Consider the following 12,456-nt stretch of genomic DNA (forward strand, 5'->3'; position numbering starts at 1 on the left):
GCCGGTTGTCGTTCGCCCCGCGCACGCACCGGGCCATGCGCGCCGTCAGGCCTTCAACGCGCCGAACACCTCGTCCAGCATCTTCTTCGCGTCGCCGAACAGCATCCGGTTGTTGTCCTTGTAGAACAGCGGATTGTCGACGCCCGCATAGCCGGACGCCATGCTGCGCTTCATCACGATCGAGGTCTTCGCCTTCCACACCTCGAGCACCGGCATGCCGGCGATCGGGCTGGCCGGATCTTCCTGCGCCGCCGGGTTCACGATGTCGTTCGCGCCGATCACCATCGACACGTCGGCTTCGGGGAAGTCGCCGTTGATCTCGTCCATCTCCATCACGATGTCGTAAGGCACCTTCGCTTCGGCGAGCAGCACGTTCATGTGCCCCGGCATGCGCCCGGCCACCGGATGGATCGCGAAACGCACGTCGACGCCCTTCTCGCGCAGCACCTTCGTGAGTTCATGCACGGTGTGCTGGGCTTGCGCCACGGCCATCCCGTACCCCGGCACGATGATCACGCTCTTCGCATCGCGCAGCAGCTCGGCCGTCTCCAGCGCGCTCACCGCCACCACTTCGCCGGCCGGCTGCGCACTGCCGCCGGCCGCCGCGGGCGCACCGCTGCCCGTACCGAAGCCGCCGGCAATCACGCTGATGAAGTTGCGGTTCATCGCGCGGCACATGATGTACGACAGGATCGCGCCCGACGAGCCCACCAGCGCGCCGATCACGATCAGCAGGTCGTTGCCGAGCATGAAACCGGTGGCGGCTGCCGCCCAGCCCGAGTAGCTGTTGAGCATCGACACCACGACGGGCATGTCCGCGCCGCCGATCGCCATCACCATGTGTATGCCGAACAGCAGCGACACCACCGTCATCACGATGAGCGGCGTCATGCCGTCCTGGACCGTCTCCGCATGCAGGAACGCGCGACCGAACACGATCACCACCACCAGCGCGGCCAGGTTGAGCCAGTGCCGGGCCGGCAGCAGCAGCGGCTTGCCGCCGATCTTGCCGGAGAGCTTGCCGAACGCGATCACCGAGCCCGCGAAGGTCACCGCACCGATCAGGATGCCGACATAAATTTCCACTTCGTGGATCGCGTGCTCCGCGCCCGTGTACTGCACCGACGTATCGATGTAGCTCGCGAAGCCCACCAGGCACGCCGCCAGGCCGACCAGGCTGTGCATCAGCGCAACCAGTTCGGGCATCTGCGTCATCTGCACCTTCTTCGCGGCGTAGAGCCCCACCGCGCCGCCGACGACCAGCGCAGCCACGATGTACGGAATGCCCTCGGCCGACACGCGCGGGCCGAGCACCGTGGCGAGCACGGCGATCAGCATGCCGATCATGCCGAGCAGGTTGCCGCGCCGTGCGGTTTCGGGATTGGCCAGCCCGCCGAGGCTGAGAATGAAGAGGATCGCCGCGCCGATGTAGGAGACGGTAGTCAGATTGGAAGTCATTGTTATCGTCTCCTTACTTGCGGAACATCGCCAGCATGCGTCGCGTCACCGCGAAGCCGCCGAACATGTTGACGGCCGTGAGCGTCAGCGCGCCCACCGCCAGGCCCAGGATCAGCCCGGACGGACGGCCCTCCGCCGCCGCGTCGCCCAACGGCGGCGCGACCTGCACCAGCGCGCCGATCGCGATGATCGACGAGATCGCATTGGTGACGCTCATCAGCGGCGTATGCAGCGACGGCGTGACGTTCCAGATCACCATGTAGCCGACGAAGCAGGCCAGCACGAACACCGTGAAGTGCGCGAGGAACGTGGCCGGCGCGAACTGGCCGACCAGCAGGAACAACAGTGCGCCGACCGCGAACGTGATGGCGAGCGACTTCGCCGACATCGGCGCGCCGCTGCCGTGGCCGTGGCCCTTGGACGCGGTTGCCGCGACCGGCGGCGTGGCGGGTTTCGGGGCGGCGGCCGGCTGCTGGATCGGCGGCGGCGGCCACGTGACGTTGCCTTCCTTGATGACCGTGAGGCCGCGGATCGCGTCGTCGCTGAAGTCGACGTTGATCGTGCCGTCCTTGCCCTTGCACAGCTCCTCGACCACGCGCAGCAGGTTGGTCGCATACAGCGTCGACGACTGTCGTGCCAGGCGCGACGCGAGATCCGTGTAGCCGACGATGGTCACGCCATGACGCACCACGGCTTCGCCCGGCACCGTCAGTTCGCAGTTGCCGCCCTGTTCGCCGGCCATGTCGACGATCACGCTACCCGGCTTCATCGACTGCACCATCTCGGCCGTGATGAGCTTCGGCGCCGGCTTGCCGGGAATCAGCGCGGTGGTGATGATGATGTCCGCCTCCTTGGCCTGCTGCGCGTACATCGCGCGCTGCGCCTGCTGGAAGCCTTCGCTCATCACCTTCGCGTAGCCGCCGCCGCCCGAGCCTTCTTCCTCGTAGTCGACCTTGACGAACTCGCCGCCCAGCGACTTGACCTGGTCGGCCACTTCCGCGCGCGTGTCGTTGGCGCGCACGATCGCGCCGAGGCCCGCGGCCGTGCCGATCGCCGCGAGGCCGGCGACGCCCGCGCCGGCGATGAACACCTTGGCCGGCGGCACCTTGCCCGCGGCCGTGATCTGCCCGTTGAAGTAGCGGCCGAATGCATGGGCCGCCTCGATGACGGCGCGGTAGCCGCTCACGCCGGCCATCGACGTGAGCGCATCCATCTTCTGCGCGCGCGACAGCGTGCGCGGCAGCGAATCGATCGCCAGCACCGTGGCCCGCTTCGCGGCCAGCTGCTGCATCAGTTCAGGGTTCTGGGCCGGCCAGACGAAGCCGATCAGCGTGCCGCCCTCGCGCATCAGCGCGACTTCATCGCTGCTCGGCGGGCGCACCTTGAGGACGATGTCGCTGCGGCCCCATAGATCGGCGGCCGTGGGCACGACTTCGGCGCCGGCCGTGCGGTAGTCGTCGTCGCTGAAGTTCGCGCCGGTGCCGGCGCCGCTTTGCACGGCCACCGAGAACCCGAGCTTGATCAGCTTTTCGACCACGTCGGGAACGGTCGCTACGCGCCGCTCCTCGTGGGCCGTCTCCAGAGGGACCCCAATCTGTAATGTCATATCCTGAACTGTCAGTAGTGGCCGTCGCGAGGAATTACGGCCTGCGTTTCACGTCACCCAACTCAATCCGTGTACGACCTTGCTCCGCGCGCAGCTTGGCACTCCCGCGCGAATTTCACAAACGATCGATCCTCTAATCGATGGTGTTGTCAGGGCAAACCAGTTCATGCTCCTGCCTGATTATGCTGACGAATATCCGGCGCAGGTTCCGAGCGGATAAAACCCGTCAAGCATATCCCGTGCCAGAGTCTTTCCAAAATTTATCTTTTGAATCGGCGCGCATTCAATCCATGAATCCCCTGTCTGGACACGACGAGGCGGGCACCCTCGCGCTCACCGGCCGGAACCGCGCGGCACGGGCCGCCAGCACGTGAATCCGTTTGAAACGTGAATAATCGGCGATCGGCACACGAGCACCGGAATCGGTTTCATCGCGAATCCCCTTGCTTACCGGAACAATGCCATTTGTCGCGCGCCAACGACATAATCCGTGTGGCTGACGCGCTTCGGTGCCGGCGAGTTTAATGGAGAATGCTGACTGACTCGTCGAACTGATTTTCGTCAGGACACGGGAAGACCGATGAAAACGCTCCCGGTGAAGCCTCAGCGGTCTTGCCGTTCCGCCGCGTCTTCGCATCCGGGAGCCGCACCGGGTTCGTGGCGCCGCGAAACGTGAACGAGCCTGCATGTTGCAGGTGCTCGCACTTCAGATATCCGCGACGCCCGGAGACCGCGGACAGCATCGGGCTGAACGCCAGGGGCGTCACCGCCGCCTGAGGGCGAATCGCGCGATGTGCTTTCTCGATCCGGTCAAACAAACGCTCCGTCACCCTTCACCTCTGAGCTCCTTCAGATAGTTGAAGATCGTCGCGCGCCCCAACGCCAGGACCTTTGCGACATAGTTCGCGGCGCTCTTTCCGTTGAATGCGCCTTCCGCATACAACGCCGCGACGAGTTCACGCTTATGCTCTCGTGTCAGCATCGACAACGTGAGCTTGCGCTCCTGCAGCCAGTGATCGAGGAAGACATTCACCCGATCCTGCCAATCGTCGCGGAACAGCTTCTCCGGTTGCGGCTGCAGCACCGCGCTCGACAGCAATAGTTCGAGTGCCTGCTTTGCCTGATCGAGCGCGGCCTGGTGAAAATTGATGCACATGACCCCGACAGGCTCACCCGACTCGGTCCGCAACACGGCACTGATCGAGCGGATCTTGCGACCGTCCCAGCCGAGCTTTTCGTACGGGCCGATCACATTCTCCTGTTCGTCGAAACCGATTTCCTCGAGTGCCGAATCGTCGCCCACCTCCCGCTTGGACAAATTGTTCGCAACGTATGCGACCGTTTGCGTCGAGAGGTCGTGCAGCACGACTTCCGTATAAGGCTGGAACAGTAGCGCGATCGCATCGGCAACCGCGTGGTGCGGGGCGACCTGCCCCGTACCCGCCTGCCGTTTGCCGCGCTTCGTCGCGCTCGTCCTGGTTCGATCGCCCGTCTTGCCGGTGGATCCGTTGGCGGGCGATGGTGCTCTGCTCATGTCTGTTTTTCCAAATCGATGCAGACCTGACGCAGTACACGTCCGTCTCCGGTCAATGCACTGCCAGGTCCACCGTAAAATACTTTTTCAGAAGCTGTTGATAGGTGCCGTTGCGCTTGAGTTCGGCAAATGCCCCATTGAGCGCCTCGCGAAGCGGGTGGTCGCCCTTGCGCACCGCAATGCCGACACCCGTGCCGATGATTTTCGCATCATTGACGGGGTTCCCGGCGAATGCGAAATCCTTTCCGTTCGGTTTGCTCAGGAACCCGAGGCTCGCCGCCGTCGCGTCCACGAACGTCGCGTCGATACGCCCCATCACCAGGTCCGCATACACCTCGTCCTGGGTCTGATAGCTCTGGACGCTCACATGCTTCGGCGCCCACATCTGTTTCGCGTACTGTTCCTGGATCGACCCCTGCAGCACGCCGACGCTATGCCCCGCGAGTGCCTCGGGCGTCGGCCGCAGCGTGCTGCCCTTGCGCGCGACGAGCTGGGCCGGCGTCAGATACAGCGGCACCGTGAAATCCACCTGTTCGGCCCGTTTCGCGTTGATGTTCATCGCCGAATCGATTGCGTCGAACTTGCGCGCCTGCAACGCGGGAATCAAGCCGTCGTAGGCATTCTCCACCCACACGCATTTCGCCTTCAGTTGTGCGCAGAGCGCATTCCCGAGGTCGATGTCGAAGCCCTCGAGCTGTCCGGACGTCGCCTTTGATTCGAACGGGGGGTACGCGGCTTCCAGGCCGAACCGAATGGTCTTGACGCCTTCCGCTTGAACCCCTTCTCCCCACATCGCCATCGCCGCAAGCGCAACCCCGAACACCGCTCGAACACCTTGCTTCCTCATCACCGTCTCCTCACACCAGGTTAGGTCCATGCAACGATCGGTGCAGCGAGCACGTCGCGTCTTCAGGCAAGCGACCGGAATGACCGACCGCCTTGCCGTCGACGTCGATTGATCGTCATGTACTTTTTAGTCGGGCTCGAATGAAGGATCCGGCGCCGCCTCGGCACCGGTATCCGCGGGTCGATACCCGTGCCCGTCAGCTTGCCTTCGTACGCAGGTAATCCGATACGCGTGCCAGCCCCTTCTCGAGGACATCGCGGTGGTTTGCATAACCGATCCGGACGTAACCTTCCATCTCGAGCGCGCTCCCCGGCGTGAACATCACACCCGTCGCCTCCAGCAATTCAACACAGAACTCACGCGACGGCATGTCGAACGCATATTTCAGCAGCGCGGTCGTGCCCGATTTCGGCTTGATCCAGGAAATCGCGGGCTCCCGGTCGACCCACGCCTCGAGGATCGCGAGATTGGTGCGGACGATATCGAGATTGCGCTTCATGATCGCATCGCGGTGCTCGAGCGCCAGGGTGGCGAAGTAGTCGTCGATCATCCCCACGCTGATGGTGTTGTAGTCGCGATGGACGGCGACTGCCCGAATCAGGTCGGTCGGACCGGCAATCCAGCCCAGACGCAACCCCGCAAGCGAATAGGTCTTCGACATGCTGGCCGTGCTGATGCCCTTTTCGTAGAGGTCCGCGATCGACGCGCTATACCCGCTGCCCTCCTGATCCGTGCCGCGATACACCTCGTCGCAAAGGACATGGGCATCGCAACGGCGAGCGATCTCCGCGACCTTGCTCAGAAAGGCTTCGTCCATCAGCGATCCTGTCGGGTTGTTCGGGTTGTTGATGGCGATGAGGCGCGTTTTTCCGTCGACGAGCGACTCGAGTTCGGCAAGATCCGGCAAGAAGCCGTTCTCTTCGCGGAGCTTCAGGACCTTGACGTTTGCGCCATAGCTCTCCGGAATCGAGTAGTGCTGCTGATAAGTCGGCATGACTGAAACGACGGTGTCGCCGGGTTCGACGAGCGTTTCGTAGATCAATGCATTTCCGCCGATTGCACCGTGCGTCACGATCACGTTCGCCGCCGACTGCTTCGAATACGTGCGAGCGATCGCCTCGCGCAGCCGGGATGTCCCTTCGATCGCGCCGTACGTCAGCTTCATCGGCCGCAGGTCGTCGAGTACGGACTCCTGACGACCGGTCAGCGTGAGCAACTGGTCGACGGTCAGCGATTCGACACACGTTTCCGCAAGGTTGTAGGCGCAGTGGTGCTCGTAGAGATCCATCCAGCGCTCGACACCGAATTCCTTGATTTTCATGTCAGTCCGTTCCTTTGATATGGATTGCGCGGTCTGCCATCGGCCGCGTGTATAGAAAACGAGTAGGTCAGCACTCCAGCCGGCGCGACATCTCCGTTGCAGGCGGCTTCCGCCTGTTGCCCGATCGCGAATTCCACTGCGACCCGACATTCCTGTGGGACAACCTGCCCAAAGTATCCGCTTCCTAAACTCAAATGTCCATAGTAGACTGAAAAATCCATTTTTCAATCATGGAACCCGGATCCAGCCGGGGATCGACGAACGAGCACCCGGTCGGTGCCCGCTCTCCCACGGCACCGAACCACACGAGAGGAAACCACGCATGACCTATCGACGCATCGAGATTCCCCTGCCGTCGCCGGCGCCAGGGGTTGCGCTCAGCCTGACGGCGCACCGGTTCGGCAATATCGATCACGGCCGCAGCATCTATTTCCATGCCGGCCTGCATGCGGACGAGCATCCCGGCCTGCTTGTCCTGCAACACATGCTCGAGGCACTGCACGCGCTGGACCGGGACGGGCGCATCGACGGTTGCGTCACGGTCGTCCCGTTTGCCAATCCGATCGGTCTGTCGCAGCGGCTCTTTGGCCCTGTCGTCGGGCGCTTCGATTTCGAGAACGGTGAGAACTTCAACAGGAACTTCCCGGCACTCGGGCGAGCCGTCGCACAGCGTTTGCGCGAAGGCGATGCATCGAGCCTCAAGCGTTCCGAGTGGAAGCGTTTCTTTCGCGGCCTGCTGGACGGCGGCAACGCAATGAGCCCGGCGGCCGCGATGAAGCTTGAATTGGCCAGGCTGGCGATCGAGCATGACATCGTCATCGACCTTCACTGCGACACCGATGCCATCGCCCACGTCTACGCATCGACGCTCCAGCGTGAACGCGCAATGAAGGTGGCGTGGTGGGTCGACGCCCCGGTCGTTCTGCTGGAACCCGCCAGCGCCGGAGGGGGCGCGTTCGATCAGAGCCATTCGGGCGCATGGGGCGAACTGCAGCGGGCAGGCCTGTTCGACGGCGGGGCGAGCGGCTTTTCCGCGACGATCGAATTGCGCGGCCAGTCGGACGTCAACGACGCGCTCGCGTCGACCGATGCCACAAGATTGCTGCGCTTCGCCGAATCCGAAGGTGTCCTGTCCTTTCCCGACCCGTTCGACGACTGCGCAGGACTCGCGTCACCCGAAGCGTTTCCGCTGGAAGGCGCGGCCCACGTTCGTTGCCCTTGCGCCGGCGTGATCGTGTATCGGCGCGCCCCTGGGGACCGGATTGCGGCGGGCGAGACGTTTGCCGAGATCGTTCGACTCGACGGTCCGGAGATCAATTCGCGCGTTCCGGTTGTCAGCCCGATTGACGGCGTGATGGTTGTGCGTCAACTCCAGAAACTCGTGCGTCCGGGACAACGCGCGGCACTGATTGCCGGTGATGTCCCGCTCGTCGGTCGCGATCCCGGCAATTTGCTGCTGGATTTCTGACCGCTCGTCGACACGCATCCCATTCGTCTCAGGCCAGGACCAAACATGGAAATCATGGATCTCCCGCTTCCCGATCTCTCGCCCGGGACGCGGATGACACTGCGCGAGTACACGTTCGGCCCGAAGGATGCGGAACATTCCGTCTATTTCCAGGCGGCCTTGCATGCCGGTGAAGTGCCGGGGCTTCTCGTGATCCAGCATCTTCTGGCGAGGTTGGAATCGCTCGAATTCGACCGGGCATTGGCCGGGCGCGTCACCGTCATGACATGGGCCAATCCGGTCGGCATGCAACAGTTCGTCGGCGGAACGCTGACCGGTCGGTTCGACTGGGCGGGCAGCGGCAATTTCGATCGCCGCTTCCCCGATATCGGTTCGGAAGTCGTGCGGCAATTCACAGGCGGAAGCTACCCGACGAATCGCGACGACGCGAAATACCGGTTGATGGAATTGGCCAGGCCTGCCGAACAGGGAAGCGATCCGGTCGCGTATCTGAAGGCGATCTTGCTGTGGCGCGCATTTGCGCACGACATGGTTCTGGATCTGCACTGCGACAAAACTGCCGTGATGCACGTGTACGGCAACTGGGCGCACGAACAACGTGCGGTCTCGCTATCTCGGTGCCTGAATGCTCCCGTGTTGCTTCTCGAGGACAGCGCCGGTGGCAGCACGTTCGACCAGTCGTTTCATGACGCATGGTCTGCTCTCCGGCGATGCGGCCTGCAATGCGGATCGCGACAGGGTTTCGCCGCGGTCGTCGAACTACGGGGCCAGCGGGACGTGTCCGACACACTCGCCGCTTGCGACGCAGGCGCGCTCATCGACTTCCTGAGAATCGACGGCTTCGTCGTCGACGGCCGACCACCGGCGCACCGCGAGCCTCCTGTCATATCTGCCCTCGAGGCGGTCGATCACCTGAAGGCAACGCGAACAGGGATCGTCACGTGGAGCGCGCCCGTCGGCAGTTTCGTCGCCAGAGGAGCGGAGATCGGCGCGATAACCGCTTTGACGGACGGCCAGGCCGAGTCACGCACGGTGGTGCGAGCAAGCATCGACGGCATGCTCGTCGCCCGCATGCATGTCCACTTTGTACTTGCCGGCCAGCGGATTGCAATGATCGCGGGACAGGACCAAGTTCCGGGGCGCGTCAGCGGGGCACTTTTGCCGGATTAAGCCCTCTCGGAGCGGCGAGCATCAACGCATCCCGTCTCGCTTACCGATATTGCACTGTGCATCCTGCCAGGTTCAGGCGTTGCGCCATGCGCCAGTTGCGCAGGCCGGCACATTCACCGGTGCCCGTCACGCACCACCGCCCGGCTCCGATCCCCGCGCTTCATCCAGCATCCAGGTCGCGAAGGCCCGCAACGGCCCGTCGGCCAGCTCGATCGGTTCGGGCAGCACGAGGCAGAAGTTTTTCGTCACCGTCTTGCCCTCTGGCCAAGGCGCAACCAGCCGCCCCTGCTCGAGCTCCGCGTCGATGTACAGGCGTGGCACCAATGCGACGCCCAGGCCCGCCAGCGCCGCTTCGATCAGCATCGAATGGAGGTCGTAGCGCGCGCCCACCGCTGAATTGGTCAGCACGATGCCGGCCGCCTGCGCATAGGCCTGCCACGCGTCGGGATTCTGTCGCCGATGAAGACGCGGCAGTGCGTCCAGCGACGGCTTCGCCCCGGCGCCGGCGAGCAGCGCCGGACTGCAGACGGGCACCAGCACTTCCTCCAGCAGCGGATGCGGATGCATCCCCGCCCATGCCGGATGCTCGAAATGAATCGCTGCGTCGAAACCGCTCCCGGCCAGCAGGAACGGCTCCATCCGCTCGGCGATATGCACGGTGATGTTCGGATGCCGGTCCTGAAAGCGTTTCAGACGCGGGATCAGCCAGCGCGTCGCGAAGGTCGGGATGGCGGCGATATCGAGGCTCGCGCCTTCGATCGGCTGCCCCATCAGGTACAGGCTGTCCCGTTCGAGCCGATCCAGGATCTCGCGAACCTGCACCGCGTATCGCGCACCGTTCGGCGCCAGCCGTACCCGGTTGCCGATCCGCTCGAACAGCGTGACGCCCAGGAACGCCTCCAGCCGGCCGATCTGGCGACTGACGGCGCCTTCGGTCCGCGCCAGTTCCTCGGCGGCTCGGGCAAAGCTGCCGTGTCGGGCCGCGGCCTCAAACGCCTGGAGCGCGGAATTGCTTGGAATCTTGCGGGACATGGACGTCTCGTTGGTCGGAGTGTGTTCGCCATCAGCTTGAGCAAATGTCACTGAAGGCTGACTTTATTTCGTTTTATGGCACGGTATCGCGAGCTTAGCATTACGTTACCGCACTGACCATCACACCTCCCCAGATGAATGTGCCTCCTGCCCAAAGGACGATCCCATGATCTATACCGTGGAATGCAGCTTCGCCGACCTCGACAGCGAAGCCGAATGGAACGACTTCTACAGCCTTGAAAAGCTGCCCGCGCTGATCTCGGTCACGGGGTTTCACACGTCGCAGCGGTTCAAGGCGATCACCGGCGGTTGCCCGGTTTATCTGGCGATCCACACGATCGACGGCCTCGATGTCCTGACCGGCGATGAATATCGCCGCAAAGGCGGCGGCAATTTCGCGAAGTGGCAACGACACATCACCGACTGGCACCGGAATCTCTACGGCGATATCGGCTTCGCGCCGGCGGTAAACGACGATGAACTTCTCGCCCTGAGCGCCGGCGGCCCCGATTCGCTGATTCGATTGGGCCTCCACCCGCTGGCCATGCAGGCCGTTGCGCTGGAGCAGTGTCCGGCGCGCCGTTGGCTCGCCGTCGTGCCACGGAACAGTGCGCAGTTTGTCGAGGTGCTCCCGGAAGGCATTCACCTTTACGCGCCGATGACGGCGCAGTTGACGAGCACACGCACCCTTTCGATTGCGCAGGAGTAGACCGCGATGCCGAACGTCACTTTCTCGATCGATGCGACGCGGATGCCGGCTGATGAAAGCCTTGCCGCGCTGTCGCGCGATTGCGTCGAACTCTGCACGCAGGTGCTCGAGGCTGAACTCAAGAACGTCCATGTCATTTTCCTGGCGGTTCGGCACGGGCATGGACATCCCGTCTTCGCCGACATCCGGTATCGCGTCGGCACGCCGCGCACGCCGGAGGTCATGAACCGGTTCATGGACGCGCTGGATCAGGCGATCGTTCGCCGCACCGGCCTCACCGCACGCATTCGGTGCTTTGGTTACACCGCGTCGACCATTCACGCTCGCAATTAGCCGATTCGGAGCAACACGATGTCCACCCTTACCTTTCCTGTTCAGCAAGTCGGGGATTTCACGATTACCGCCATCAGCGATGGATATCTCACTGCCAGTCTCGACTTCCTGTCGAATATCGATTCGGATGACGCATCAAAAATGCAACGTGATGCCGGACAGAAAGAACCCGCGGCCGTTCATGTCAATTGCTACGTCGTACGCGGAGCGGGCCGCACCGTTCTCATCGACGGTGGGGCTGGCGGGTTCAAGCAATGGGGCGGCCAGCTCAAAACGAACCTGGTGCTTGCCCGCATCGAACCCGCTGCGGTCGACACCATCCTGCTGACCCATGCGCATCCCGATCACGTCGGCGGGCTGGTGAATGATGCAGGACAGGCCGCGTTTCCGCATGCGGAACTGGTCGTGCATCAGCGAGAGGTCCAGTTCTGGCAGGACGACGGAAATCTCAGTCGCGCGAGTGAGCGGGCTCGCGGCAACTTTGCGAAGGCGCGTCAGGTGTTCGATGCCTATGACGACCGACTTCGCCTGTTCGAAGACGGACACGTGCTCCCCGGTATCCGCGCGCTGCCGCTGCCGGGACACACCGATGGACACACCGGATATGTCCTTGAATCCCGCGATCAAGGCCTGCTGGTGTGGGGGGACGTGGTGCATTTCCCGCATATCCAGATTCAGCGGCCGGACGTATCGATTGCGTTCGATCACGATGCGTCGCTGGCAGCAGCGACACGGTCACGCCTTCTCGATCAGGTCAGCGCGGACGGTCTTCTGATCGCGGGGATGCATCTGGGGGAACTCGGGTTCGCACGTATCAAGCGGACGAGCGGCGGCTATGAGTTGCTTTACGAGAACGAAGGCTGAAGCCACACGTGTACAGATGTGCGATGCCGCCACCTCACGCCGACATGCATGAGTCACTCGTTGATCCAGATGGCGTTTTTTGAGGGTTATACGACCTTTGCGCCATCCACTTCG

At 63.3% G+C, this 12,456-nt stretch carries 12 protein-coding genes; 5 read left to right on the plus strand and 7 right to left on the minus strand.

Annotation, left to right across the window (positions count from 1 at the left end):
* Positions 1 to 45: 45 nt before the first annotated feature.
* The 6 genes from pntB to CFB34_RS35485 form a co-directional block, all read right to left on the minus strand.
* Entirely contained in the window at positions 46 to 1,458 is a 1,413-nt protein-coding gene (gene pntB / locus CFB34_RS35460) for a Re/Si-specific NAD(P)(+) transhydrogenase subunit beta (RefSeq protein WP_089444338.1), read from the minus strand.
* Positions 1,459 to 1,471: 13 nt separating this feature from the next.
* A complete protein-coding gene (locus CFB34_RS35465) occupies positions 1,472 to 3,064 on the minus strand; it encodes a Re/Si-specific NAD(P)(+) transhydrogenase subunit alpha (protein ID WP_089444339.1) in 1,593 nt (530 codons plus the stop codon).
* Between the two features lie 521 nt (positions 3,065 to 3,585).
* Entirely contained in the window at positions 3,586 to 3,894 is a 309-nt protein-coding gene (locus CFB34_RS35470; protein WP_089444340.1) for a pyridoxal-phosphate dependent enzyme, read from the minus strand.
* Positions 3,891 to 4,598, minus strand: a complete 708-nt coding sequence (locus tag CFB34_RS35475; RefSeq protein ID WP_089444341.1) for a PAS domain-containing protein — start codon at positions 4,596 to 4,598, stop codon at positions 3,891 to 3,893. Before CFB34_RS35475 ends, CFB34_RS35470 begins: the two co-directional genes overlap by 4 nt.
* Positions 4,599 to 4,650: 52 nt before the next feature.
* Positions 4,651 to 5,445, minus strand: coding sequence for an ABC transporter substrate-binding protein (locus CFB34_RS35480; RefSeq protein ID WP_089444342.1), 795 nt, complete (start codon positions 5,443 to 5,445; stop codon positions 4,651 to 4,653).
* Between the two features lie 196 nt (positions 5,446 to 5,641).
* Entirely contained in the window at positions 5,642 to 6,916 is a 1,275-nt protein-coding gene (locus tag CFB34_RS35485; protein ID WP_242808758.1) for an aminotransferase, read from the minus strand.
* A gap of 172 nt (positions 6,917 to 7,088) precedes the next feature.
* Here CFB34_RS35485 and CFB34_RS35490 point away from each other — a divergent pair, with 172 nt between their 5' ends.
* Positions 7,089 to 8,234 carry a succinylglutamate desuccinylase/aspartoacylase family protein gene (locus CFB34_RS35490; RefSeq protein WP_089444344.1) on the plus strand — a complete coding sequence of 382 codons (1,146 nt, stop codon included), beginning with the start codon at positions 7,089 to 7,091 and terminating at the stop codon, positions 8,232 to 8,234.
* A gap of 45 nt (positions 8,235 to 8,279) precedes the next feature.
* Entirely contained in the window at positions 8,280 to 9,404 is a 1,125-nt protein-coding gene (locus CFB34_RS35495; protein WP_089444345.1) for a succinylglutamate desuccinylase/aspartoacylase family protein, read from the plus strand.
* Between the two features lie 126 nt (positions 9,405 to 9,530).
* On the opposite strand, the gene CFB34_RS35500 is transcribed toward CFB34_RS35495, so the two are convergent.
* Complete coding sequence (locus CFB34_RS35500; RefSeq protein ID WP_089444346.1) at positions 9,531 to 10,436, minus strand: LysR substrate-binding domain-containing protein; 906 nt, start codon at positions 10,434 to 10,436, stop codon at positions 9,531 to 9,533.
* A 166-nt stretch (positions 10,437 to 10,602) separates the two neighbouring features.
* Here CFB34_RS35500 and CFB34_RS35505 point away from each other — a divergent pair, with 166 nt between their 5' ends.
* The 3 genes from CFB34_RS35505 to CFB34_RS35515 are packed head-to-tail and all read left to right on the plus strand — an operon-like array spanning position 10,603 to position 12,342.
* A complete protein-coding gene (locus CFB34_RS35505) occupies positions 10,603 to 11,145 on the plus strand; it encodes a sugar ABC transporter (RefSeq protein WP_089444347.1) in 543 nt (180 codons plus the stop codon).
* A gap of 6 nt (positions 11,146 to 11,151) precedes the next feature.
* Positions 11,152 to 11,478 carry a hypothetical protein gene (locus CFB34_RS35510; RefSeq protein ID WP_089444348.1) on the plus strand — a complete coding sequence of 109 codons (327 nt, stop codon included), beginning with the start codon at positions 11,152 to 11,154 and terminating at the stop codon, positions 11,476 to 11,478.
* A gap of 18 nt (positions 11,479 to 11,496) precedes the next feature.
* On the plus strand, positions 11,497 to 12,342 hold the full coding sequence (locus CFB34_RS35515) for an MBL fold metallo-hydrolase (RefSeq protein ID WP_089444349.1): 846 nt from the start codon (positions 11,497 to 11,499) through the stop codon (positions 12,340 to 12,342).
* Positions 12,343 to 12,456: the final 114 nt, after the last annotated feature.

This window comes from Burkholderia sp. HI4860, from assembly GCF_002223045.2.
Lineage (GTDB): Bacteria > Pseudomonadota > Gammaproteobacteria > Burkholderiales > Burkholderiaceae > Burkholderia.